General features: G+C 73.8%; 18 protein-coding genes. 5 read left to right on the forward strand and 13 right to left on the reverse strand.

The window, feature by feature from the left end:
• Positions 1 to 37: 37 nt before the first annotated feature.
• Genes pucD through LX83_RS17225 form a run of 4 tightly spaced genes read right to left on the reverse strand, consistent with a single transcriptional unit; the run spans position 38 to position 5,143 of the window.
• Positions 38 to 2,392: a xanthine dehydrogenase subunit D gene (gene pucD, locus LX83_RS17210; protein WP_253772509.1), complete on the reverse strand. Its 2,355-nt coding sequence runs from the start codon at positions 2,390 to 2,392 to the stop codon at positions 38 to 40.
• Positions 2,389 to 3,756: an 8-oxoguanine deaminase gene (locus LX83_RS17215; RefSeq protein WP_253772511.1), complete on the reverse strand. Its 1,368-nt coding sequence runs from the start codon at positions 3,754 to 3,756 to the stop codon at positions 2,389 to 2,391. The genes pucD and LX83_RS17215 overlap by 4 nt, the downstream gene beginning before the upstream one ends.
• Complete coding sequence (locus tag LX83_RS17220) at positions 3,753 to 4,259, reverse strand: (2Fe-2S)-binding protein (RefSeq protein ID WP_253772513.1); 507 nt, start codon at positions 4,257 to 4,259, stop codon at positions 3,753 to 3,755. The genes LX83_RS17215 and LX83_RS17220 overlap by 4 nt, the downstream gene beginning before the upstream one ends.
• A gap of 2 nt (positions 4,260 to 4,261) precedes the next feature.
• Positions 4,262 to 5,143: an FAD binding domain-containing protein gene (locus LX83_RS17225; RefSeq protein ID WP_253772515.1), complete on the reverse strand. Its 882-nt coding sequence runs from the start codon at positions 5,141 to 5,143 to the stop codon at positions 4,262 to 4,264.
• A gap of 523 nt (positions 5,144 to 5,666) precedes the next feature.
• Between LX83_RS17225 and LX83_RS17230 the strand changes: the two genes are divergently transcribed.
• Entirely contained in the window at positions 5,667 to 7,220 is a 1,554-nt protein-coding gene (locus tag LX83_RS17230) for a PucR family transcriptional regulator (protein WP_253772517.1), read from the forward strand.
• On the opposite strand, the gene LX83_RS17235 is transcribed toward LX83_RS17230, so the two are convergent.
• From LX83_RS17235 to LX83_RS17260, 6 genes are all read right to left on the reverse strand, one after another.
• Positions 7,217 to 8,431: a YncE family protein gene (locus LX83_RS17235; RefSeq protein WP_253772519.1), complete on the reverse strand. Its 1,215-nt coding sequence runs from the start codon at positions 8,429 to 8,431 to the stop codon at positions 7,217 to 7,219. The genes LX83_RS17230 and LX83_RS17235 overlap by 4 nt on opposite strands.
• A 150-nt stretch (positions 8,432 to 8,581) precedes the next feature.
• Positions 8,582 to 9,718: a hypothetical protein gene (locus LX83_RS17240; protein WP_253772521.1), complete on the reverse strand. Its 1,137-nt coding sequence runs from the start codon at positions 9,716 to 9,718 to the stop codon at positions 8,582 to 8,584.
• 316 nt (positions 9,719 to 10,034) lie between these two features.
• The gene (locus LX83_RS17245) at positions 10,035 to 10,898 is read right to left on the reverse strand and encodes a 3-hydroxybutyryl-CoA dehydrogenase (RefSeq protein ID WP_308203993.1); all 864 of its coding nucleotides are present in this window, start codon (positions 10,896 to 10,898) and stop codon (positions 10,035 to 10,037) included.
• 77 nt (positions 10,899 to 10,975) lie between these two features.
• The gene (locus LX83_RS17250; RefSeq protein WP_253772524.1) at positions 10,976 to 13,177 is read right to left on the reverse strand and encodes a TOMM precursor leader peptide-binding protein; all 2,202 of its coding nucleotides are present in this window, start codon (positions 13,175 to 13,177) and stop codon (positions 10,976 to 10,978) included.
• Positions 13,170 to 15,275, reverse strand: coding sequence for a hypothetical protein (locus LX83_RS17255; protein ID WP_253772526.1), 2,106 nt, complete (start codon positions 15,273 to 15,275; stop codon positions 13,170 to 13,172). Before LX83_RS17255 ends, LX83_RS17250 begins: the two co-directional genes overlap by 8 nt.
• Positions 15,276 to 15,281: 6 nt before the next feature.
• Positions 15,282 to 15,473 (reverse strand): hypothetical protein, encoded by a 192-nt coding sequence (locus tag LX83_RS17260; RefSeq protein ID WP_253772528.1) that lies wholly within the window; start codon positions 15,471 to 15,473, stop codon positions 15,282 to 15,284.
• A gap of 506 nt (positions 15,474 to 15,979) precedes the next feature.
• Here LX83_RS17260 and LX83_RS17265 point away from each other — a divergent pair.
• Together LX83_RS17265 and LX83_RS17270 are read left to right on the forward strand one after the other, a co-directional pair.
• Entirely contained in the window at positions 15,980 to 17,623 is a 1,644-nt protein-coding gene (locus LX83_RS17265; RefSeq protein ID WP_301328363.1) for a 3-hydroxyacyl-CoA dehydrogenase, read from the forward strand.
• Positions 17,623 to 18,789: an acyl-CoA dehydrogenase family protein gene (locus LX83_RS17270; protein WP_253772530.1), complete on the forward strand. Its 1,167-nt coding sequence runs from the start codon at positions 17,623 to 17,625 to the stop codon at positions 18,787 to 18,789. The genes LX83_RS17265 and LX83_RS17270 overlap by 1 nt, the downstream gene beginning before the upstream one ends.
• A gap of 114 nt (positions 18,790 to 18,903) precedes the next feature.
• Here LX83_RS17270 and LX83_RS17275 read toward each other — a convergent pair whose 3' ends face one another.
• Complete coding sequence (locus LX83_RS17275) at positions 18,904 to 19,179, reverse strand: hypothetical protein (protein ID WP_253772532.1); 276 nt, start codon at positions 19,177 to 19,179, stop codon at positions 18,904 to 18,906.
• Positions 19,180 to 19,549: 370 nt separating this feature from the next.
• Here LX83_RS17275 and LX83_RS17280 point away from each other — a divergent pair, with 370 nt between their 5' ends.
• Both LX83_RS17280 and LX83_RS17285 read left to right on the forward strand, forming a co-directional pair.
• Positions 19,550 to 20,380 (forward strand): IclR family transcriptional regulator, encoded by an 831-nt coding sequence (locus LX83_RS17280; RefSeq protein WP_308203994.1) that lies wholly within the window; start codon positions 19,550 to 19,552, stop codon positions 20,378 to 20,380.
• Positions 20,381 to 20,607: 227 nt separating this feature from the next.
• Positions 20,608 to 21,372, forward strand: coding sequence for an alpha/beta fold hydrolase (locus tag LX83_RS17285; protein WP_253772536.1), 765 nt, complete (start codon positions 20,608 to 20,610; stop codon positions 21,370 to 21,372).
• A gap of 97 nt (positions 21,373 to 21,469) precedes the next feature.
• On the opposite strand, the gene LX83_RS17290 is transcribed toward LX83_RS17285, so the two are convergent.
• Positions 21,470 to 22,453 carry an LLM class flavin-dependent oxidoreductase gene (locus LX83_RS17290; RefSeq protein ID WP_253772538.1) on the reverse strand — a complete coding sequence of 328 codons (984 nt, stop codon included), beginning with the start codon at positions 22,451 to 22,453 and terminating at the stop codon, positions 21,470 to 21,472.
• A 389-nt stretch (positions 22,454 to 22,842) separates the two neighbouring features.
• Complete coding sequence (locus tag LX83_RS17295) at positions 22,843 to 24,402, reverse strand: serine/threonine-protein kinase (RefSeq protein WP_407649604.1); 1,560 nt, start codon at positions 24,400 to 24,402, stop codon at positions 22,843 to 22,845.
• Positions 24,403 to 24,423 lie beyond the last annotated feature (21 nt).

The raw sequence follows: 24,423 nt of genomic DNA on the forward strand, positions 1-24,423 counted from the left end.
CCAACGACGACCACATTCCACAGTGGACTGTCCGGGTTCAGGTGCCGGTGATGTGCTCCGGGCGAACCGGCACCCGGGTGAGCGCCAGACCGGTGGCCGCGCGGATGGCCGCGACGATCGCCGGGGTGGACGAGATCGTCGGCGGCTCGCCCACCCCGCGCAACCCGTACGGCGCGTGCTCGTCGGCCAGTTCGAGCACGTCGATGCGCATCGGTGGCATGTCGAGCACGGTGGGGATCAGGTAGTCGGTGAACGACGGGTTGCGGATGCGGCCCGCGCTGATCTGGATCTCCTCCATGACGGCCAGCCCGAGCCCCTGGGCGGAGCCGCCCTGGATCTGGCCGAGCACGGCCTGCGGGTTCATGGCCCGGCCCACGTCCTGGGCGCAGGCCAGCTCCACCACCCGCACCAGGCCCAGTTCCGTGTCCACGTCCACCACGGCCCGGTGCGCGGCGAACCCGTACTGCACGTGCGCGTTGCCCTGCCCGGTCACCGGGTCGACCGCCTCGGTGGCCCGGTGCCGCCACTCCGCGGTCCGCTCGACCGCGTCCGCACCGAGCAGCGCGGCCAGGTCCACGGCCGCACCATCGCGTGTGGACAGCACGGCACCGCCGGCCAGCACCAGGTCGGTCGCGGTGGCGCCGAGTTCGGCCGCGGCCATGGCCAGCAGCCGGTCCCGCACGGCGTGGCTGGCCGCGCGCACCGCCCCGCCGGTCATGTAGGTCTGCCGGGACGCCGACGTGGAACCGGCGTCGCCGATGCTGGTGTCCATCGGCAGGACGCTCACCCGGCGCACGCCCAACTCGGTGCGCACGATCTGCTGCAGCACCGTCACCAGGCCCTGGCCGACCTCGCAGGCGGCGGTGTGCACGGTCGCGGCCACCTCGCCGCCGACCGCCTCGACGCGCACCCGCGCGGTGGAGAAGTCGTCAAACCCCTCGGAGAAGCAGATGTTCTTGATGCCCACCCCATAACCGACACCGCGCACCACGCCCTCGCCGTGGGTCGTGTTGGCCACGCCGCCGGGCAGCTGGCGGAGGTCCACCTCGGCGGGGTCCACCGGTGGCGGCAGGGGTTTGGCCGCGACCCGGCGCAGCAGTTCCGCCACGGGCGCGGCCGAGTCGACCACCTGGCCGGTGGGCAGGGTGCTGCCCCGGCGCATGGCGTTGCGCAGGCGGATCTCCACCGGACCCACCCCGACCGCCTCGGCGAGCCGGTCCATCTGGGACTCGTAGGCGAACGCCGCCTGCACCGCGCCGAAGCCCCGCATCGCCCCGCACGGCGGGTTGTTGGTGTAGACGCCCCAGCAGTCCACGGCCACGTTGGGCACCTCGTAGGGGCCCACGCCCAGGGTGGCCGCGTTGGCGACCACGGCGGGCGTGCTGGACGCGTACGCCCCACCGTCCAGGAAGATCTCGGCCCGCACGTAGACCAGCCGGCCGTCCCGGTCGGCGCCGTGCTCGTAGCGCAGGGTGGCCGGATGCCGGTGCACGTGGCCGTAGAACGACTCCTGCCGGTTGTAGACCATCTTCACCGGCCGGCCCGTGTACAGGGCCAGCAGGCACGCGTGCACCTGCATGGACAGGTCCTCGCGGCCACCGAACGCGCCGCCCACCCCGGACAGGGTCAGCCGCACCCGGTCCACCGGCAGGCCCAGGGCGATCGCCACCTGGCGCTGGTCCACGTGCAGCCACTGGGTCGCCACGTACAGGTCGACCCCGCCGTCCGGCGCGGGCACGGCCAGCCCGGACTCCGGGCCGAGGAACGCCTGGTCCTGCATGCCGACCCGGTAGGTGCCGCGCACCACCACCGGTGCGGTCGCGTCCGGGTCACCGCGCCGGATCGGTTGGTGGCGCACGATGTTGCCGCCCGGGTGCAGGAGCGGGGCGGCGCCGGCCACCACCGCCTCGGCGTCCACGACCGGGTCGAGCACCTGGTAGTCCACGGCGATGCGGCGCATGGCGCGGCGCGCGGTCTCCGGGTGGTCGGCGGCCACCAGCGCCACGGGCTCGCCCTGGTAGCGCACCACGTCCTCGGCCAGCACCGGCTGGTCGGGACGTTCCAGGCCGTACCGGTTGGTGCCGGGCACGTCGGTGTGGGTGAGCACCGCGCGCACCCCGGGCACGGTCAACGCGTCGGTGATGTCGATCGACCGGATCAGCGCGTGCGGGTGGGGGCTGCGCAGGGTCACCCCCCAGACCATGTCCTCGTGCCACAGGTCGGAGGCGAAGGCGAACTCGCCGCGGACCTTGAGGGCGGCGTCCGGCCGATGTGGACTGCTGCCGACACCGCCGGGCACCGACGTGGTCAGCTCGGTGGGCACCCGGGCGGGTGCCGACAGCGCGGTGTCGCGGGTGCGGGACGGGTTCGACGGGTTCGACGGGTTCGTCATCGGGCCACCTCCGCCAGTTGGGTGCTGGCCACGCGCAACGCCTCGGCCAGTGTGGACTCGTCCGCGGTGCGCAGCCGGCCGTCGCTGACCACCGTGCGCCCGCCGACCAGCAGCAGCGCCAGCGGTGGTGGCGTGCCCAGCACCAGCGCGGCCACCGGGTCGGCGATGCCGGTGTGCGCCAGGCCGTCCAGCCGCCACACCGCGATGTCGGCGAGCTTTCCCGGCTCCAGCGAACCGATCTCGGCCTGCCGACCCAGACAGCGGGCGCCGCCCGCGGTGGCCAGCCACAGCGCCTCGCGCGCGGTCAGCGCCCGGGGCCCACCGCGTTGGCGCGCCAGCAGCAGGGCCTGGCGCAGTTCCTCGGCCAGGCCACCGGACTCGTTGGAGGCGGCGCCGTCCACGCCGAGTCCCACCGCGACACCCGCATCGAGCAGGTCCCGCACCGGCGCGGTGCCCGCGCCCAGCCGACCGTTCGACGTGGGGCAGTGCGCGGCGCCGGTGCCGGACGCGGCCAGCGCGGCCACGTCCCGGGCGGACAGGTGCACGGTGTGCGCCAGCCACACGTCCTCGCCCAGCCAGCCGAGGCGCCGCGCGAGGTCCACGGGCCTGGCGCCGAACTCGGCCAGGCACCGCTGTTCCTCGTCCAGGGTCTCGGCCAGGTGGGTGTGCAGGCGCACGCCGTGCCGCCGGGCGAGGTCGGCCGCGCCAGCCATCAGCTCCGGGCTCGCGCTGAACGGGGAGCACGGTCCCACGGCGACGCGCACCAGCGCGTCGGGCGCGGGGTCGTGGTGCTCGCGGATGGCCTGTTCGGTGGCCAGCAGTGCCGCCTCGGTGTCCTCGACGATCTCGTCCGGCGGCAGGCCGCCGCGCGAGCGGCCCCGGTCCATGCTGCCGCGCACCGCGTGCAGCCGGACGCCGATCCGCTGGGCGGCGCTGACCACCGCCGCCAACTGGTCGCCGCCGTCGGTGGGGAACACGTAGTGGTGGTCGGCGGCGGTGGTGCAGCCGGTGGTGGCCAGCCGGGCCAGGCCGGCCGAGGCGGCGGCGTGGGTGATGTCCGCGTCGATGTGCCGCCACACCGGGTACAGCTCGACCAGCCACTCGAACAGGGTGCTGTCCGCGGCGAGGCCCCGGCTCGCCCACTGGTAGAGGTGGTGGTGGGTGTTGACCAGGCCGGGCGTGACCAGGCACCCGGACACGTCGACCCGGGTGTGCCCGGCGGGCAGCTCGCCGGCCCGGCCGGCGCCGACGCGGACGATCCGGCCGCCGGCCACCACCACGTGGCCCACGGCGTGCTCGGTGCCGGCACCGTCCACAGTGGCCACGGCGCCGCCGTCGAGCACCACGTGCTCTCGCTGGCTCATCGGGATTCCCCCTCGGCGGCCTCGCCCGGCCGTCCACCGGGATTCCTCCTGCTGGCCGCCAGCCGGACCGCCTCAAGGATCTTCTCGTAACCGGTGCAGCGGCACAGGTTGCCCGCCAGCGCCTCGCGGATCTCCGGATCGGTCGGCCGGTCCACCCGGTTCAGCAGGTCGTGCGCGGCCACCACCAGACCCGGCGTGCAGAAGCCGCACTGCACCGCGCCGGTCTCCACGAACGCCTGCTGCACCGGGTCCAGCTCGGCGCCGTCGGCCAGGCCCTCCACGGTGCGCACCTGGCGGCCCTGCGCCTGGCCAGCCGCCACCAGGCAGGCGCACACCAGCACACCGTCCAGGTACACCGTGCACGAGCCGCACTCGCCCTGCTCGCAGGCGTTCTTGGCGCCGGGCAGCCCCAACCGCTCGCGCAGCAGGTACAGCAGGCTCTCGCCGGGCCACACGTCGTCGGCCTGGCACTGTTCACCGTTGACGGTCACGTTCACCCGCACGATCACTCACCCCCGTGCCCGGCGCGCAGGTAGTCCTGCCACGCCCAGTCCAGTGTGCGCCTGGCCAGCACGGCCAGGGCGTGCCTGCGGTAGGCGGCGCTGCCCCGCACGTCGTCGATGGGTTCCGCCGCCTGGGCAACCAGTTCACCGAACCGCGTGACCACCGAACCGGGCAGCGGGCGCGGCGCGGACCACTGCCCGGTGTCACCCAGTTCCGCACTGAGGAACGCCTCCGCGGCCAGCGCCCGGCGCGGGGTCGGCGCGGCCGAACCCAGTGCGGCGCCGACCCGGCCCTGTTCGGGGTGCAGGGCGAGGGCGACCGAGCACACCGCGATGACCATGGCGTTGCGCGTGCCCACCTTGGCGAACTGCTGCGGCGCCGAGGTGATCGGCAGGTGCACCGCGGCGATCAACTCGTCGGCGGCCAGCGCATTGCGTTTCACCCCAAGGTAGAACTCGCTGGCCGGGATCATCCGCGTGCCGCGCACCGAGACCGCCTCGACCACGGCGTCGGTGGCCAGCAGCACCGGGTGGGTGTCACCGGCGGGTGAGGCCGCGCCCAGGTTTCCGCCGACACTGCCCCGGTTGCGGATCTGCGGGGACCCGACCGTGCGTGCGGCCATGGCCAGACCGGGCAGTCTGGTGCCCAGTTCGTCGATGATCCGGGTGTAGGACACGGTCGCGCCGAGCCGGATGTGTTCCCCCGCAACGGTCCACTCGGACAGCTCGGCCACCCGGTTGAGGTCCAGCAGGGCGCTGGGCCGGCGCTGGTCGAAGTTCAGCTCCACCATCACGTCGGTGCCGCCGGCGATGGGCACCGCTTCTGGTTGTCTCGCCTTGGCCGCCAGCGCTTCAGCCAGGCTGGTCGGACTCAGAAAGTCCATAGTGGACTCCTTGTCGCGTCGGGTGGTTGGCCCCCGGTGCTCCGGTGGTCAACACAGGACGGAAGAAAAACAAAGCCATCGGCGGTACCGAAAACGGCTCGGAGGGTGTGAAATGGACGGCACGCATGACGACCGCGCCGGGCGGCACCGCTCGGCCCCGCCGCCCGGACGACCGGCGGTTGGTTCGGCGACCCACCGGCCTCGGTCATCAGCACACCCCCTCACGCCTGCGGGACCGGGCGACCCGACACCCGGCCCCGCCTGGAACGACCTGACCCGGTTCGGCCCTGCTCGCTCGCCCTGAATCGTTCGGCACCGCCCGCGCACCTCCCCGGTCCAGCGCGTCAGGACCACGGTCTCGCCGATTCAGTAGACAGAGCCGCCAGGGAACCGAGCTAGGGCACGAAAGCATGAATCCGGGACACCAACCCGCCCGGTTTTCGTGGCTTTCGACAACCCCATATCGCGACGTCGCCAGCTGACCCGGTGCGGGCCGGCTGGCCAGAAGGCCGTGGAGGCCGTGATGTTGTTGGTTCGCACCCTGTTGGACATGCCCGAACTGCGGCTGGCCCTGCGGGCCGGCCGAGATCTGGTGGACCGTCCCGTCACCCGGATCTACGGGACGGAACTACTCGACCCCCGCCGCTACCTGTCCGGCGGTGAACTCGTTGTCACCGGCCTGCTCTGGCGGGAAACCCCCGAGGACAGCGACGCGTTCGTGGCCGCGCTGGTGGCCGGCGGCGCCGCCGCGCTGGCCGCCAGCGAGACCGAGGCACGCGCCCTGCCGGACGATCTGGTGCGGGCCTGTGAGCGCCACCGGGTCCCGCTGCTGGAGGTGCCGGTGGACCTGTCCTTCGCCGCCATCACCGACCGCGTGGTGGCGGAACTGGCCGCCGCGCGGGTGGACGCCGCCGGCCACGTGCTCGGCCGGCACCGGCGCCTGCTGTCGGTGATCACCCGGGGCGACGGGTTGGCCGCGCTGGTCAAGGCCGGCGCCACCGAACTGGGCGCGGAGTGCTGGGTGCTCTCCACCGCGGGTGGCGTGGTGGCCGGCGACGGCGCCGAGCTGACCCCGGTCCAGCAGCGCTTCCTGGTGCGCGAGTTCCTCGGCAGCGACCGGCTGCCCAAGACCGTGCGCCCTCCCGGGATGCGCCGGGTGTGCCTGCTGCCGGTGAGCGAGCGCAGCGGCCACCGGGTGGTCAGCTGGCTGCTGGCGGTGGCCAGCCCCGAGGACGGGGCCGGCACGGTCCGCGCCGAACTGGCCGCGGAACTGGCCAGCCTGGTCGGCCTGGAACGGGCCAGGGTGGTGCAGACCAGGCGGGCGGAGAGCCGCACAGCCGGGTCACTGCTGCGCCTGGTGCTCACCAGCGCGGCCAGCCCGGCCGAGGTGGCGGCCCGCGCCGGCGCGGTCGGCCTGGACACCGACGGCCCGCTGCGCGTGCTGGCCGCCACCGCCAGCGGCGGACCCGCCGGCCTGGCCGAGGACGTGGTCACCGAACTGCTGGCGCAGGCGCGGATCCCCGCGGTCACCGGCACACTGGGCAGCCAGACCCTGGCGCTGCTGCCGGCCGGCGAGTGGACCCCGGCCGCCGCCGACCTGGTGCGGGCCGGCCTCGCCGGGCTGGCGCCGGGCCTGGGCACCACCAGGCTGGTGCTGGGCATCAGCTCACCCGCGCCGCTGACCCGGCTGCGCGGCGCCGTGGAGGAGGCCAGCCACGCCCGGCTGCTGGGCGGCCAGCGCGCCCAGCAGATCTGCCTGGTCAGCGGGGAGGAGATCGGGCTGCACCAGTTCCTGCTGTCCGCGCTGCCCGAGGACCTGCGGGCCGCGCTGCGCCGCCGCGTGCTCGGGCCGGCACTGGACTACGACGCCCAGCACCACTCCGATTTGGTCGGCACCCTGCGGATGTTCCTGGACTGCGACGCGTCGTGGACGGTGACCGCGGCCAAGCTGCACGTGCACGTCAACACCCTGCGCTACCGGCTGCGGCGGCTGGAGGAACTGCTGCACGTGAACCTGTCGGACTTCCGCCAACGCGTCGACCTGTTCCTCGCGCTGTTCGCGGAAACCCCGTCCTAGCGGGTGATCCCGTTGTGCCCCAACGAATAGCGCCCCGGCTGCGGCCACACGGTCAGCCCGTGTGGCCCCCGGCCGACCGGAAACCGGCGCAGCAGCGTGCCGGTGCTGATCGAGAACACGTAGATCTCGTCGCGGTCCTGACTGGTCAGCCAGAGCTGGCTGCCGTCGGCGGTGACCGCGCCCGCGTCCGGGCCGCCCCCGTCGGGGATGCGCCAGGTGTCCAGCACGTCCGCGGTGTAGGCGTCCAGCACGCTCACGCTGCCCGCGTCGTGGTTGCTGACGAACATCCGGCTGGCCGACCGCTCCAGGGACACCCCGTGCGCGCCCGCACCCGTGGGCACGAACCGCAGCACCCGCTCGGCCCGGCCGTCGAGCACCCACAGTCCGCCCGCGGCCGAGTCGGCGAGGTAGAACGCCTTGCCGTCCGGGGAAAGCGCGATCTCGCGCAGGGCCACCGGGCCGGCGGTCGCGGGCAGGTCCAGCGTGCGCAGCAGTTCGTGGGTGGCCACGTCCACCACGGCGAGGCGGCCGGCCGAGGCGCAGGTGAACACCACCCGCTGACCGTCCACGCTGAACGCGCCGTGGCTGATGCCGGTGCACGCCGGAATCCGCGTGCGGCCCTGCAACTGCCAGGTCCTGGGGTCGTAGAACAGCAACGTGTCCAGCCGTCGCGCCACCGAGATCGCCGAGCGGCCGTCCGGGGTGAAGTACATGTCGTACGGGGCCAGCACGTCGATCGGGCGGCCCGTGGTGGCCGTGGCCGCCGCGAAGGGCAGCGCCTGGCCGCCGGACTCGTTGAGCGCGTACAGGGTGCGCAGGTCGTAGCCGGGCACCACGTGCCGCACCGCGCCGCCGAGCCGGTGCCTGGCCACCACCGCGAAGCTGGTCGGGTCGATCAGCCACACCTCACCGGAATCCCCGTGCGGCACGTACACCACGGGCCGGTCCCTGGCCACCGACGGCGCGAGCATGTTCGGTCCGGCCGCGTGGTAGACGTTGGCGGCGTTGGTGACCGCCGGCATCCCGGGCAGGATGTCCACGAGCGACCGGGTGCGCGGCGCGGCCGGTGCGGCCGCGGCGGGGGCACCCTCGGCGGCGGAACCGCCCGTGTTCGCGGCCGACTCCTCGCCCGGCGTGCACGCGGGCAGCAGCGTGCCCACGGGCAGCAGCACCAGGCTGAGCGCGGCGGCGAACACGGGCGGCAGACGCATCAGCTCCGACTCCCCATCCCTGGTGCGTGCCGGCGGTTTGCCGCACGGGCACGCGGGACTTCCAGAGACTGCAACGATAGGAGCGCTGGCGCCGACGGCAACCCGACGGACGGGCGGGGGCCGGACGTTCATCCGACTACCCGCGTGATTTCACCGGTTCGAGCGCTGTGCACACGGGACGGCCGGCTCGGCCGGGGGAGCCTGGTCGGGAATGGGGCACTGGCGCGCCCGCGCCTCGTCCACCCGGTCGAACTCCCACACGTCGCTGCTGATCCGCGACTCGTGGTCGAAACCGGCCCAGCGCCCGGTCATCCGCTGGCCCCGCCGGTCGACCACCAACTGCAGCACGCCGTGGTTGACCACGCTCGGCCGACCCTCCACCGGTGCCCGGCGCAGCTGCCAGGTGCCGGTGGCGATCTGGCCGGACAGCTCCAGCTCCACCCGCAGGCTGGACCCGGCCGTCGCTGTGGCCACGCTCTCGCCGGTCAACCGCCGGCCCTCCTGGCGGATCGCCACGTAGTGTTCGTCCACACGGGCCGCGGTGCCCGCCGGGTCGGCGGGGTGGACGTGGCGGCTGTGCCAGATCCCGGTGAAGCCGGGCAGTCCCTCGCCGGGCTTGCCCACCGAGGGCGCGGCACCGCCCAGATCGCCCCGGGACTCCGGCGTCGGCCGGTCGCTGGCCGCGGCCGCCAGGGACAGGCCGGCGCTCACCTTGAGCAGCACGGCCATCCGGCCGCCCGGGTCGGCCGTGGTCTTGGCCCACGCGCTGGCCAGCGTGGCGATCTCGTTGACGTCGAGCCGTTCCAGCCGGTCGATCCAGGTGTGCGCCTCGGTCCACGGCTGGCCGGCCGACAGCGGCGGCAGGTGGCCGGGCGCGTCCCCGCCCACGGCCAACTCCGCCAGCCGCTCACCCGGGCGCGGTGGCTGGTAGGCGGCGTCCGCCGAGCGGAAGTCCGCGCAGTCGCAGAGCAGGTCGGCCACGCCGCACTCGTAGAGTTCGGCCAGCCGGGCCAGCACGTCCAGGGACGGCGCGTGCCCGGTGCGGCTGGGCCACAGCTCCCAGTAGGAGAAGTTCTTGAATGTCTTGGGGTTCTGGGGCCAGCGCAGGTTCCACTGCTCCGCGGCCTCGCGCTGGCTCCAGCCGCGCACCAGGCGCAGCGCGACCCGGGCGTTCACCCGGTACCGGTCGCGGAAAACCGCGGCGATGTCAACCCATGTCCGACGTTGGGCGCGCAGTTCGTGTGAGAGTCTTCGTTGCTCCTGACGGATGCTACGAACTGCTGGCACGAGACCATTCCTTCCGGCGATGTCTTGGCCACTGACGGCAGTGCAACCGAGCTTGCCGGATAATTTCCGTCCAGGGTAGACACCCCCGAGCAGACCAAGATCAACACCGGTCCGGTGACACCGCTGCTGAACTGCTCGTTTTTCGATATCCAGGGTTGTGTGCGACGGGTAATTCTCACCCGATGGTGTGGTTGGACAGGGGTTTCCGCACCGGCTGTCGCAACAGAACGTTCCAGGCAACCCGGTTCTTGATCGGACTTCCGGGTGACGCCACGAGCGGCCGGCCCGGCCGCCGGAGCGGCCGGGGTGGGCGACATCAGCTGGCGTAGTCGTAGAAGCCGCGGCCGCTCTTCTTGCCGAGCAGCCCGGCGTCCACCATGCGCAGCAGCAGCGGCGGCGGGGAGTACAGCGGCTCCTTGAACTCCTCGTACATCGACTCGGCGATGGCCTTGGTGGTGTCCAGTCCGATGAGGTCGGCCAGCCGCAACGGCCCCATGGGGTGGGCGCAGCCAAGCACCATGCCGGTGTCGATGTCCGCCGCGGCGGCGAACCCGGACTCCAGCATCCGGATCGCCGACAGCAGGTAGGGGATCAGCAGCGCGTTCACCACGAACCCGGCCCGGTCCTTGGACCGGATGACCTCCTTGCCCAGCACCGCGGTGACGAACTGCTCGGCCTGCTGGTAGGCCTGGTCGCCGGTGAGCAGCGAGGGCACCAGCTCGACCAGTTTGAGCACGGGCACCGGGTTGAAGAAGTGGATGCCGATGACCTGCTCCGGCCGGCTGGTCGCCATGCCCAGCTTCATGATCGGGATCGACGAGGTGTTCGACGCGAGGATCGCGCCGCTGTCCCGGACGATCCGGTCCAGGCTGGCGAACACCTCGGTCTTGACCTGCTCCTGCTCGGCGACGGCCTCCACCACCAACTGCCGGTCGGCGAACTCGGTCAGCTCGGCGGTGAAGCGCAGCCGCTCCAGGGCGGCGTCCCGGTCGGCCGGGGACAGCTTGCCGCTGCGCACCCCCTTGCCCAGCGAGGCGGCGATCCGCCCCTTGGCCAGCTCGGCCGCGTCCTGGTCCACCTCGGCGACCAGCACGTCCAGCCCGGCCCGCGCGCACACTTCGGCGATGCCCGAGCCCATCAGACCGGACCCGACCACGCCGACACGTTGAATCTCGTTCACCCGCTGATCGTCGCAAACCCCACCGGGCCGCGAGCGCGGTTGTCCACCCGCCGGCTCCGGCCCGGCCGGACGGGCGATCAGCCGAACGGGTAGGGGTGCGGGTGCGGGTTGATCTCCCCGGCGCTCCCGGCGCGGTCGGGGTGACCGAGCAGGCGGGGCACGGTGTGCAGCCGGGGCAGCCCGAGCAGCTGCCGGGCGGGGTGCCCGAAGGTCAGCGGCACGGTGCCGGGCACCAGCACCCGCACCCCGGTCAGCCCGGCCGCGCGCAGCTCGTCGCCGGTCTGGTCCACCACGATCACGTCCAGCCCGCTGGCCAGGTAGCGGCCGACCAGCTCGACCAGGTCGTGCGCGATGTCGGAGTGGGCCGGCCACGGCCGGCGCTGGCCCGGCCGGGCCGGGGGGCGGGCCGGCCCCTGCCACAGGAAGTCCAGCCGGCGCAGCGCGTCCGGGTGGCCGTAGAGCAGCCGGTGGTCCTCGGCGGTGCGCACCAGCTCGGGGGCGTCGAGCAGGGCCGCCGCGGCCCGGTGGTCGTGCCGCTGGATCGAACCGGGCAGGGCCGCGCTCAGCTCGCGCACGGCGCGCAGCAGGGCCCGCTCGGGCACCGGGTGGGCACCGGCCGCGCACAGCGCCGCCAGCTGGCTCCTGGACCGGGCCCTGGGCGCGCTCCCGCCGGCCGCGGCCTCGTCCCGCACGGCCAGCACCCAGCAGCTGGGCACGCCCTGCTCCAGGGTCGTGTCGAAGGCGTGCACCCGGTAGCCGAACTCGTGCCGCACCTGTTCGGCCAGCAGCGTGATCCGGCGGTCGCTGACCGCGTCCAGCGCCAGCTGGGGCACGGCCAGCCGCGCGTACCAGGTCAGCAGGAAGGCGTCCCGCTCGGCCACGGTCAGCAGCCCGCGCAGCACCGCCTCGGCCAGGCAGGCGCCCACGGCGCAGCCCACCGCCTCCGGCCCGCCCTGGGCGCCCGTGTCGGGGTACACGCACCCCTCCGGGACCAGCACCGGCTCGCCCCGGCCGAAGGAGTACCCCCACACCCAGGTGGTCGGCTGCGGGGCGGCCGTCGGCGGGCCGACCGGCGCGGCCAGGTCGGCCGGTTCGGCGTCGGGGTCGGCGTCGGCCAGCATGGCCAGCGCGGGCACGAGGTCCAGCACGGCGGTCTCACCGACGTCGACGGCCCGGTCCGCGCCGGCCCGGCCGGCCACCGGTGTCCGGTGCAGCAGGGCGAGGGTGGTCGGGTCGACCGCGTGGTCGGCGATCTCCCGGTAGCTGGCGTACACCTGGGCGCGCCGTCCGCGCGGCCGCGCGCCGGTCAGCCGCTCCAGGGCCCGCAGCAGCGCGGCCAGCCGGGCCGAGCGGAAGTCCCCGGCGGTGCCGTGGCCGAGCAGCCCGCCGCGCCCGTCACCGGCCCGGGGGACGCGGGCCGTGGCGCCGGCCGCGGTCGGGGTCAGCCAGGTGTCCACCCCGGCGACCACCCCGGTCAGCGGGTCCACACAGGTGCGCTGCACCCGGGCGGCCAGCTCGGCCGCTGGCGTGGTGTGGAAGGCCTCCGGGCTGGTCTTGCGCGCCGGCGCGAGCACCACCCTGGCCTGCTCCGGGCCGTCCGGCACGGGCTGGGCGCAGTCGCCGCACAGCGGGTGCGCCACCACCCGGTGCCGGCTGACCAGGCCGGTCTCCGTGGCCAGCCGCAGCAGCGCGGCGCGGGTGCGGGCGGTGCGCGGCGCGGTCAGCAGCCGGGACATCTCGTCGGTGACCAGCGCGGCCACGATCCGCGCGGCGAACGGGTTGACCGCGGCCGGGAAGCGCACCGCCGGGGTGTCGCCGAACCGCGCGCACAGCGCCTGGTGACCGTCCACATCGGCGTGGTTGTCCCGGTGCCGCAGCTCCGCGCAGTTCGGACAGCCGGCCGTGCCGGGCACGGCCGCCGGGCCGATCAGCACCGCACCGCCGCCGACGCGCAGCGGCAGCCAGGGCAGCCCGTGCCGGGCCGCCCACCGGCGGGCCTGTTCGCGCTGCGGCCCGCCGGCGAACCCGGTGACCACCACCAGGGCGTGGCAGCGGATCGGGATGTGGTCGGGTTCGCTGGCGCAGATCCAGGTCACCGCGTCGCCGTGCGGCGGGCGCGGCGCACCGGTGTCGGTGGCGCGGTGCGGGCGCGCCGGGGTCATCTCGCGCAGCGCGGCGGACAGCCAGTCCGCCCCGGTCAACGCGATCACCGGCCGCTCGACCGACCCGTTCGGACTGGCCGCCGGGTGCGGGTCGGGACGCGACAGCAGGTCAGTCATGCAGCAGCACCACCTGAACGAGATACGGCAGCAGCCGCGTCGCCTGGGGGTCGTGGTCCAGCGGCACGGCCACCGGGGTCCACCCGTCCGCGCACAGCGCCGTGGCCATCCGGGACCAGTCGGGCAGGCCGGGGTCGACCGGCAGGCAGCTGGCCGGCGCACCGCCCTCGCCCGCCGAGGTGAGCCAGGCCACCGGAACCGTGGCCGGCGCGCAGTCCGGTTGTCCCTCCACAGTGGACTGCCAGGCCAGCAGGGCCTGGCGCAGCGCGTCCGAGCGCGCCTGGGCCGAAGTGGGTGCCGCGGCGACCACGGCGTGCCGGCCGATCCGCAGCGCACAGGCCGGCACGCCGAGCACGCCGGTGAGATCGCGGGCCGACACCGGCTCGCCCAGCGCCTCCAGCAGCCGGGGCGGCGGGCCGACAGCGGTGCCGCACAAGGGGAACAGGGTCGGGTCCAGCGGCGGCCCCTCGGCCGCGCCGGCCGCGGCCAGCCGGTGCACCAGCAGGTCGACGCAGTGCTGGCGCAGCCCGTCGACCAGGGCGTCGGACCAGCTGAGTCCGGCCGCCGCGCCGGTGGGCGGGCGGTAGGGCACGCGGCAGCCGGTGAGCACCGGGAACGCCAGGCGCGCCGGCACCGCGCGCACCGCACCGGTGACCAGGTCCAGCCCCCAGACCACCGGTCCGTCCACGGTGGGGGTCAACCGGCGCCGGTCCACGCTGAGCGAGCCGTAGCCGGCGAAGGCGGCCAGCACCGCGGCCAGCCGCGCGCTGTCCCGCCCCACGCCGTGGCCGAACACGGCCGGCGCCGGAGCCCAGGCCGGCAGCAGGCCGAACGGGTCGGACAGGGTGGTCCGGCAGACCGCGAGCGGGAACTGGGTGAAGTCCTCCTCGTCGAGGTCGCCGAACAGCCCGGTGCGCGCGTCGACCGCGACCGCCGCCCTGGCCAGCAGTTGCTGCGGGGTCAGCGGCTGACCGCCGGCCAGCGCGGCGAACCGCTCCTGTGCCTGCGCCGCCTCAACGGGTTTCGCCGTGGTGGTCCCGGGATGGGGGAGCACGCGGTGCGCACTGGAGTCCACAGTAGACAGATCAACCCGGACCAGGGTCGGCGGCGCGGCTGGCCCGGCCGGGCGCGGCAGTTCCGGCAGCCCGGTGAGGTGGCGGAACTGCGCCAGGGCCAGGCGGTTGGCCAGCACCGAGGGCACCGGCCCGGTGAGCCGGTCACCCGGTTCGGGGTCGGACCCGCTCGGCGCGGCGGTGGCGGTGGCGGACAGTCCCATCCCGTCCAGCCGGCGCCAGCCGGACAGCGCCAGATCGGCCGGGCCCACCGGGCTGAACCAGGCCTCGGTGCGGGTCACCAGCAACTGCCCCAGCGGCGTCGACGCGCTCGCGCAGCACTCGGCCACCGCGATCAGCTCGCTCGCCTCGCCGACGCAGACCTGCAACACCAGGTCGGCGGCGGCGATCTCGTCGGCCAGCACGGAGTCGTCCTGGCCGGGATCGGACGGTTCGAAGTGGACGATCACCTGCTGCTGCGGGTCGTGCCGGCCGTGGTCGGCGGTCTGGCTGAGCAGGGCGGCGTCCGCCGCGGTGCCCGGCCGGACCCGCACGTGCCGCCAGCCGGAGTTGAGCCCGGCGCGCAACAGCGCCACCAGCACCGGGCCGCCGCCCAGCAGCAGCACCTTGGCCTGCCGGTAGCACTGGAACCGGTGTTCGGCGGAGTCGCGCGCGTACCGGATGAACGCGATCTGGTCGGCGTAGCAACGCTGTTCGTGCCGACTGAGCGTGTGCGCCCGGTCGGACCGGGCGTCGACCACGAACCCGTGCCGGTGCAGCAGCCGCACCAGCCGCTCCACCGTGTCCCGCTTGTCCGGGGTCAGCGGCGCGACGAGTTCGTCCAGCCGGTGCGCGCCGGTCAGGTAGGGCGCGAGCCGGTCCAGCCAGGCGAACGCCTGGGTGCCGGGGATCGTCACCGTGGCCCGGTCGCTGTGCAGGTAAACCCCGTGGGCGCAGGGCACGTAGCGGACGTCCTGCTTGAGTCGCGGGTACATCGGGGCCTCGGTCGCCGGTGTCGGGTCGGTGCGGCGCACTGTCGAGCGCACCGCGGCTCAGGTCGACTCGGGACGGTCCGGTGCCGACTCGGCCGGCCCGGCCGGCCCGGCCGGCGCCGGCACCGGGGGCGCGGCGGCCGGGTCCAGCACCGCCGGGCCCGCGCTCAGCGACTCGACGTCCTCGACGCGCAACTCGATGCTCGCGGTGTCCAGCGACTCGGTGTCGACCGCGAGGTCGTGGGGGGTCATAGCGCCTCCGTGGCGTGGGAGAGCAGGGTGGATCAGGTGCCCCAGTGCTGGCTGTCGGCGCGGCGCGGACGTGACCCTGGCGGGGATGCGGCCTCGGGTGGGCGTGTCCTACCGGCCCGACAAAGCTCGTGATCAGCTTGGCAACCACGGGAAGAAGCCTCAAGACGACTCACCCTGGCGGGAAGTTTGATGCCACTTCAGTTTGGACATGCCGGCCGCCCCGGTTCCGGTGGGTGACGTTCCCGCCGGCCCGGCCGCGACCGGCGATCGCGGTGCCGGGTGAACACCCCGGAGCGGCCGGGCGCTTCGGTGACCCCGGGTGGACCGGGCACGCCGGCCGCCGGCCGGCTACTGGCCAGTCACACCTGTCCGTGCGTCCCCCGGCCGCATGGCTCTGGTCAGGACCGGGCCGGCCACCGATCATGAGACCCGGGTTGCTCGGCGCGGAGACCAACCCGCGACGGGGCTGGCCGCGCCGAGCCGGACGCGGACCAGGGAGGAGCGCGATGGCAGAGTCCACCGGACAGCCGCCGGCCGGGCAGGACGGGACGGGCCAGGACGGCACGGGCCAGGACGGCACAGGCCGGGACTGGTCGGGCCGGATCGACCGGGTGCGGGTGGTCGGCGCCGGGGTGATGGGCCGGGGCATCGCCCAGCTCGTGGCCACCGCCGGCATCCACGTGGAACTCGCCGACGCGGTGCCGGCGGCCGTGGCCGACGCGGTCACCCAGGTCCACGCCGTGCTGGACCGGCTGGTGGCCAAGGGCCGGCTGACCGCCGACCGCGCCGAGCTGGCCAGGTCCCGGCTGCACCCGCTGGCCGATCCGCTGGCACCGGCCCCCGACTGCGACCTGGTGATCGAGGCGGTCCGCGAGGACCTGGACACCAAGCGCGCGCTGTTCGCCGGCCTGGAGCGGGTCTGCCCGGCGCGCACCGCGTTCGCGACCAACACCAGCTCGCTGTCGGTGACCGAGATCGCCTCGGCGCTGACCGACCCCGGCCGGCTGGTGGGCCTGCACTTCTTCAACCCGGTGCCGCTGATGCGCCTGGTCGAGGTGGTCGCCGGCGCCCGCACCGCGCCCGGCCTGCCCGACGTGATGACCGCGCTGGTCCGCCGGCTCGGGCACGAGCCGGTGCGCGCCCCGGACACCCCGGGTTTCCTGGTCAACCACGCCGGCCGGGGCCTGGTCACCGAGGCGCTGCAGCTGCTGGCCGAGGCCGTGGCCGACCCGGCCGACATCGACCGCGTCGCCAGGGACGTGCTCGGCCTGCGGATGGGCCCGTTCGAACTGCTCGACCTCACCGGCCTGGACGTGTCCCACCCGGTGCTGGAGAGCATCTGGAGCGGCTTCTACGCCGAGCCGAGGCTGCGGCCGACCTGGATCACCCGCACCCGGATGCGCGCCGGCCTGCTCGGCCGCAAGACCGGCGCCGGCTTCTACCGCTACGTCGACGGCGTCCGCCAGGACGAGCCCGAGCCGGTGCCGCCGGCCGGCCCGCCGGGCGTCCCGGTGTGGATCGACCCGGCCGAGCCCGCCGCCCGGCGCGCCCTGGCCGAGCTGCTGGGCGGCGCCGGGGTGCGGGTGGTCGAGGCGGAGCGGCCGCCCGCCGACGCGGTCGTCCTGGTGACCCCCTACGGGCGGAGCGCGGCCAGCGCCGCCCTGGCCGCCGGCCTGCCGGTGGACCGGGTGTGCGGGGTGGACCCGCTGGGCGGCTTCGCCGGCCGGCTGACCCTGGCCGTGCCGCCGTCGGTGCACCCGGCGCTGGCCAGGGCGGCACTGGCCGCGCTGGCCGCCACCGGCCGCGCGGTCACCGTGGCCAGGGACGTGCCCGGTTCGATCGCGCAGCGGCTGGCCGCCGCCGTGGTGAACACCGGCTGCTTCCTGGCCGAGCAGCGGCTGGCCCGGCCGGCCGACATCGACACGGCGGTGCGGCTCGGGCTGGGCTACCCGCGCGGGCCGCTGGAGTGGGGCCAGCACCTCGGACCGGACCTGCTCGTGCGCGTGCTCACCGGCCTGCACTCGGCCACCGGCGACCCCCGGTACCGGCCGAGCGCCTGGCTGGTGGAGCGGGCGCGGCTGGGACTGGCCCTCACCGACACCGGCACCGAGCCCGCCGACCTGTTCGCCCCCGCAGACCAGGAGCAGTGATGGATTTCGACCTGACCGAGACCCAGGCCGCCTTCCGGCAGCTGGCCGCGCAGTTCGTCAACGACGAGATCATCCCGCACGTCCGGGAGTGGGACCGGCGCGAGGAGGTGGACCGGGCGATCGTGCCGCGCCTGGGGGAGCTGGGCTTCCTCGGCCTGACCATCGCCGAGTCCTACGGCGGCACCCCGGCGGACATGCTGGACTACGCGCTGGTCACCGAGGAGCTGGGCCGGGGTGACTCGTCGGTGCGCGGCATCGTGTCGGTCTCGCTCGGCCTAGTCGCCAAGACCATCGCCAGCCACGGCACCGAAGCGCAGAAGCAGCGCTGGCTGCCCGAGCTGACCAGCGGCAACGCCCTGGGCTGCTTCGGGCTGACCGAGCCGGAGACCGGGTCGGACGCGGGCTCGCTGCGCACCAGGGCCCGCCGGGACGGCGGGGACTGGGTGCTCACCGGCCAGAAGATGTTCATCACCAACGGCACCTGGGCCGATCTGGCCCTGGTGTTCGCCCGCACCAGCGACGAGGGCGGGCGCGGGATCACCGCGTTCCTGGTGCCCACCGACAGCCCCGGCTTCACCGCCAACCCCATCCACGGCAAGCTCGGCCTGCGCGGCCAGGCCACGGCCGAGCTGGTGCTGGACGGGGTGCGGGTGCCCGACGAGGCCCGGCTGGGCGAGGTGGGCCGAGGGCTGGGCATCGCACTGGGCGCGCTGACCAAGGGCCGGGTGTCCGTGGCGGCCGGTGCGGTGGGCGTGGCCCAGGGCGCGCTGGACGCGGCCGTGCGCTACGCCGGCGAGCGCCACCAGTTCGGCAAGCCGATCGCCAGCCACCAGCTGGTGCAGGAGCTGCTCGCGGACGCGGCGGTGGAGGTCGAGGCGGCCCGGCTGCTGACCTGGCGGGCCGCGGCCATGCTGGACCGGGGAGCACCGACCAGGACGGTGGCCACGGCCGCGTCGATGGCGAAGTACCACGCCAGTGAGACGGCGGTGCGGGTGGCCAACAACGCGCTGCAGGTCTTCGGCGGCTACGGCTACATCGACGAGTACCCGGTCGGCAAGTACCTGCGCGACGCCCGGGTGCTGACCCTCTACGAGGGCACCAGCCAGGTGCAGAAGCTGATCATCGGTCGGGCGCTGACCGGGATCGACGCCCTGAGCGGGAGCTAGGAACCACCAGCAGGGCAGGGCGTTGGCCGGGGCATGGCCAACGCCCTGCTGGGGCGACGGTGGGCCGGATCGGTCAGGAGGTCGGGCCCACCGGGGCGCGGCGGGTCAGCCTGCTCACATGAGTCGGGGCAGGTGCGGCGCCGCGGCTGAGGAGCCCCGTCTGAGCAGCGGTGTTGTCAGGGTCGGGGTGGGCAGGGCGAGCAGTTCCCGGACGCACTCCACCAGGCGGCCGGCGTAGCGCCACACCATGCCGCCGCGCCAGCCCGGCTGGTCGCCGAGCAGTCGGACGGCCAGGCTGTCGTGTACGTCGTACAGGTAGATCGCGTCGGTGTAGGGCCCCACGTGGTGGAAACCCACCAGGCAGAGGGGTTCGCCGTTCTCGTCGGCCAACGGCTGAAAACGCCACCCGGCATCTTTTAACAATTCGAGATTGGCCAGTTCAGGATGTTCCCGAAGGGCCTCGTCGCGCGTTGTCGCTGCCACAGTCCTACCTGCCCCTTGTGCGCAAATCTGGCGGCACTGGCTGGGTTCGGGCGAACCGCCCAACCTAAGGGTGCCACAGCGTGCACATGGTGATCAACTTGCGCACATTGTGCGCATCTCGGCCGTTCATTACGCGTTTCATTCGGCAGGCGGTCATGACGTACACACCTGTTTTTTCCAATTCCATCCGGACGTGTGACGCTTCTGCGCACATAGTGCACAATGATCGGAATCCGGTGTACTGGCGGAAACGCGGGGCGGGAATTTGGTGGTGGATGTGAGCGCGACCGAGCGGGCGACGACCGGAGCGGGGCAGGACGCGGATCGGCCGGGGAGCCGGCCGGGAGCTGGAAACGACGCGGATCGGCCGGGGGTCCGGCCGGGAGCTGGAAACGACGCGGATCGGCCGGGGAACCGGCCGGGAGCTGGAAACGACACAGCCCCTCGGGGGGCCAAGACGCTGGACACCGGGCTGCGCGTGCTGTGGAAGCTGCGCGAGTTCCCGGACGGCATGACCCACGCCGAGCTGAGCCGGGAGCTGGGCATCGAGCGGACCGCGGTCTACCGGATGGTCGGCACCCTGCAGTCCAACCGGCTGGTCACCCGGACCGAGTCGGGCCGCTACCAGCTCGCGCTGGGCGTGCTGGAACTCGCCGCGGCGGTGCGGCCCACCCTGCGCCAGACCCTCGGGCCCCACCTGCGCTCGCTGGCCGAGGCGTGCCAGGCGACCGCGTTCGTCACCGCGCTGGACGGGACCGACGCCGTGGTGGTCGCGGTGACCGAGCCGTCCCGCACCACGACCCACGTGGCCTACCGGCAGGGCGCCCGGCACGCCGCGGACCTGGGCGCCTCCGGCGTGGCCATCCTGGCCGGCCGGCCGCCGCAGCCGGGTGAGCGGGAGGCGATCACCGCGGCCCGCCGCGTCGGCTACTCGGTGACCTCCGGCGAGTTGCAGCCGGGCGCGTGGGGGTTGGCCGCGCCGATCATGCCGCCGGTCGGCCTGCCCGAGGCGAGCGTGGGTGTGGTGGCCATTGGCAGCCGCCAGGAGAGTGAGATCGCGCCACTCGTTCTGGAGACGGCCCGACTGCTCGGTGGTGTCACACAGTGACCAGGCGACTGGCCTCTTGACATGATCAACTGATGGCCTGATGCTGTGCCGGGTCACGTGATCACTCAGCGTCGCTGGTCCGTTGCGCGCTGGCCCGGTCCCGTGCTGGTCCGTCCCGTGCTGGTCCGTCCCGTCGGGAGCGGACCGGCGGCCGGGCCGTCAGCGGTCAGCGCGGAGTCGGGTCACCTGACCGCTGCTCGCGCACTCGCGTCAGACAAGGAGCCGATGTGGCCGCTGTTGTCCTCCCGCACCAGATCCACGGTTCCGGCCCGCACCGGGTGCTGGCGCTGCACGGCTGGTTCGCCGACCGGGGCGCCTACCGGTCGATCTGGCCCTACCTGAACGAAACCGACTTCACCTACGCCTTCGTGGACTTCCGCGGCTACGGCCAGGCCAAGCAGATCCCGGGCGAGTTCACCCTGGCCGAGGCCGCCGGCGACGTGCTCGCGCTCGCCGACGAGCTGGGCTGGGCCGAGTTCTCGTTAGTGGGTCACTCGATGGGCGGCAAGGCCGCCGCCGCGGTGCTGGCCGAGGCGCCGCACCGGGTCCGCAAGATCGTGGGCATCTCCCCGGTCCCCGCCTCCGGGGTGCCCTTCGACGACCAGGCCTGGGCGCTGTTCTCCAGCGCGCCGGAGCAGGCCGGCAGCCGGCGCGCGATCATCGACCTGACCACCGGCAACCGGCTCAGCGGTCGGTGGCTGGACCAGATGGTGGCCGCCTCGTTCGAGGCCGCCGCGGTGGACGCGTTCGCCGCGTACCTGCCGGACTGGGCCAGGCACGACTTCCACGAGCGGATCGTCGGCGACCCCACGCCCGTGTTGGCGATCGCCGGTGAGCACGACCCGGCGCTGAGCGCCGACGCGCTGCGCGCCACCTGGGGGCAGTGGCACCCCAACGCCCGGGTGGAGGTGCTCACCAACGCCGGCCACTACGCCGCGGACGAGGTGCCCGTCGCCCTGGTGAGCCTGGTGGAGAACTTCCTGGCCGAGTAGGCGCGCTGGTCCGGGTGGTGCTGTTCGGCCGGCGCCACCCGGACCGGTGGCTCACCCGGTCACGCGGGGGTGCCCGGGCGGTGTTCGACGGCGGTGCTCAGGTGGCGGCGGTGGCGGTCACCGCGGCCAGGCGGGTCATGGACGCGCGGACCAGCTTGGCGTCCAGCCCGCCGAAGTTGCTCAGCGCCATCAGGTGGGTGGCCCCGAGCCCGGCCAGCTTGGCGATCCGCTTCTCCACCTTGTCGGCGTCGCCGAACAGCACCAGCTCGGCCGCGTCGAGTTCGTCGTAGTCGCGGTGGCTGCGGTGGTAGAGCCGGGTGTCGGTGTACTGCTGGATCGCCGGCCCGACCTCCTCGCGCACGTCGCCGTCGGCCGCGCCCACGTAGGTGTGCAGCGCCACCGCCACATCGCCGGTGCCGGTCAGCCCGACCTCGGTCCGGCCCCGCCGGTAGGCGCCGACGATCTCGGCCAGGTCCTCGATGTTGCTGGCCGACGCGTAGGGGATCAGCATGATGTTCCGCCCCTGCCGGCCCACGTGGTAGGCGGCCTCCGGACGGATCACCGCCACCCACAGCGGCGGCGTGGCCACCGGCGTGATGGCCAGGCGCACCTGGTCCACGTGGTGGTAGTAGCCGTGGAAGGTGACCGGCGCTCCGGTCCAGGCCCGCTCCAGGATCTCCAGGGCCTCGTCAAAGCGCTGCCGCTTCTCCCACGGGCCGATGTTGAACCCGTCGTACTCGTGCTGGAGGTAGCCCGAGCCCACACCCAGGACGAGCCGGCCGCCGCTGAGCTGGTCGAGCATGGCGTACTCCTCGGCCAGCCGCAGCGGGTTGTGGAAGGGCAGCACGGCCACGGCGGGGCCAAGGCCGATGCGCGAGGTCTGCCTGGCCGCGGCGGCCAGCAGCACGGCGGGTGAGCTGACCACCCCGTAGGCGTGGAAGTGGTGCTCGGCGAGGAAGTAGTTGGCGAAGCCCAGTTCCTCCGCGTGGCCGATCTCGTCCAGCAGTTGGTCGTAGAACTGGCCGATGGTGCGGTCGCGGTCGGGGTAGTGGTCGGTGACCGAGAAGATGCTGAACTTCATGGCGAGCCCCATGTCGATGTGTGGTGACGGGTCGGGCTGAGCGGGCTGGTCGGGTGGGCCGGTGGAGGTCAGGCGGTGCCGGGTGGGCCGTCGCCCGGTCGCGCCGGGAGAACCGCCGGGTCGCGCTCGACCACGGTGGGCCACGGCGGCAACGCCGGCAAGGCGACCACAGTTTCCTCCTCGGCACATAGTGCAATGCGCGGGCACTATTTGAACGCCACAGTGCTACGGATGATCACACACTGTCAAGAAGCCACGCTGAGTCAGCATCACCACGATCGGGCGAACTTGCCGTTACCTGGGACAACAGCCTGACCGGCCCGGGAGAAGACTCGGGGCGCCGGCCCGAATCGGCCGACGCCCCGACAACGCGAACTGCTGCTAACCGGCTACATGGCCACCTGATCAATGAGGTACGTCCCGCCTTGGTTGATCACCCGGATGTTGACCCGCTGCTCCTGCTGCTGGGCACCGTCCTTGGGCACTCGCGTGACCCCGACCGACACCGTGGCCGACCCGTCAGCGTTGTGCGAAGCGTTCGCGGACTTCGGCCAGCTGTTCCTGAACGCGGACCAGTACTGCTGGAAGCCGGCCACCCCGCCGAACGACTCCTGCGCTTTCGGCGACAGCAAACCCCAACTCCCAGTCGGGTTGTTGTAGTAGTCGACCACCAACTGGCCCGCCGTGCGGAAATCGGTGACCGGCTCGGACGGGGAACCTTCCCCGCCCGGGTGCGACTGTGGGCTCTGCGGCGGGGGGTTGCTGGCCGTCACCTCGACCTTCTGGGTCTCGGTGACCGTGGTGACCGCGCCGGAGGTGGGCAGGCCGTTGGCGCTGTTGTCGGTGGTGGAGTTCAGGTACTGGAACACCACGACCACGGTGACCACGGCGGCCACCAGCACCACCACCACGACGACCACGAACGGCCGCTTGAACTTGCTGGTCCGGACCACTTCGCGCTGCTCGGCGGGCGGATCTGTCGGTGGCGGGGACAGGTCCACCGAGGTGGGGGTCGGCGGCACCACCACGGGCGTGTCACCGTCGGCGGCCGTGTCGTCCTCGTCGTCCCGGATCACCGGGATCCCCCTGGCCGGGGTCAGCGACGCCGCGATGGGCGCCAGCTTGCCGGCGGCGAGCGCGGTCAGGCCCACGGTGGCCTGCTCCATGGTGGGCCGCTCCTCCGGGTCGGACTGGAGCAGGCTCATCAGCAGGTCGGTCAGTGGGCCGGCCTTCTTCGGCGGCTTGACCTTGCCGGCCGCGGCCGCGTGCAGCAGGGCCAGCGGGTTGTGCTTCAGGCCGAACGGCGGCTCACCCTCCACCGCGTGGTAGAGGGTGGCGCCCAGCGAGAACACGTCCGCCGCGGGCGTGGTGTCCTGGCCCCTGGCCACCTCGGGGGAGAGGTAGGCGGGGGTGCCGGCCAGCCGGCCGGTGTCGGTCACCGTGCCGTCGCCGACCGCCCGGGAGATGCCGAAGTCGGTGATCTTGGCGATGCCCGCCTCGTCAACCAGGATGTTGCCCGGCTTGACGTCGCGGTGCACGATCCCGACCGCGTGCGCGGCGGCCAGTGCCGAGGCCACCTGCCCGCCGATCGCGGCCACCTCCTGCGGCGGCAGGGAGCCCCGCTCGGCGATGATCCGGTCCAGGCCGCGGGCGGCCACGTACTCCAGCACCAGACAGGGGTCGCCGTTGTGCTCGGCGACGTCGAACACGGCCACCGCGTTGGGGTGCTGCAGCCGCGCCGCGATGCGTGCCTCCCGCATCGCCCGGCGTCGGGCGGTCTCGGTCATGGCACCGTCAAGGTCCGGCCGCAGCAGCAGTTGCTTGATGGCCACCACCCGGTGCAGGCGCTCGTCCCGAGCCTGCCAGACAACGCCCATCGCACCGCTGCCTATTCGCTCAAGCAGCCGGTAGTGCTTGGCAATTAGCTGATCTCTTTCGATGGCCGATATCTCCCTGCCTGCGCCACGCCT

This window comes from Goodfellowiella coeruleoviolacea (assembly GCF_024171785.1).
In the GTDB taxonomy this organism is placed as follows: domain Bacteria; phylum Actinomycetota; class Actinomycetes; order Mycobacteriales; family Pseudonocardiaceae; genus Goodfellowiella; species Goodfellowiella coeruleoviolacea.

Coding starts and splice junctions, on each gene's coding strand:
- pucD (WP_253772509.1), bottom strand. CDS start 2,392: ATGACGAACCCGTCGAACCCGTCGAACCCGTCCCGCACCCGCGACACC.
- LX83_RS17215 (WP_253772511.1), bottom strand. CDS start 3,756: ATGAGCCAGCGAGAGCACGTGGTGCTCGACGGCGGCGCCGTGGCCACT.
- LX83_RS17225 (WP_253772515.1), bottom strand. CDS start 5,143: ATGGACTTTCTGAGTCCGACCAGCCTGGCTGAAGCGCTGGCGGCCAAG.
- LX83_RS17230 (WP_253772517.1), top strand. CDS start 5,667: ATGTTGTTGGTTCGCACCCTGTTGGACATGCCCGAACTGCGGCTGGCC.
- LX83_RS17235 (WP_253772519.1), bottom strand. CDS start 8,431: ATGCGTCTGCCGCCCGTGTTCGCCGCCGCGCTCAGCCTGGTGCTGCTG.
- LX83_RS17250 (WP_253772524.1), bottom strand. CDS start 13,177: ATGACTGACCTGCTGTCGCGTCCCGACCCGCACCCGGCGGCCAGTCCG.
- LX83_RS17260 (WP_253772528.1), bottom strand. CDS start 15,473: ATGACCCCCCACGACCTCGCGGTCGACACCGAGTCGCTGGACACCGCG.
- LX83_RS17265 (WP_301328363.1), top strand. CDS start 15,980: ATGGCAGAGTCCACCGGACAGCCGCCGGCCGGGCAGGACGGGACGGGC.
- LX83_RS17270 (WP_253772530.1), top strand. CDS start 17,623: ATGGATTTCGACCTGACCGAGACCCAGGCCGCCTTCCGGCAGCTGGCC.
- LX83_RS17290 (WP_253772538.1), bottom strand. CDS start 22,453: ATGAAGTTCAGCATCTTCTCGGTCACCGACCACTACCCCGACCGCGAC.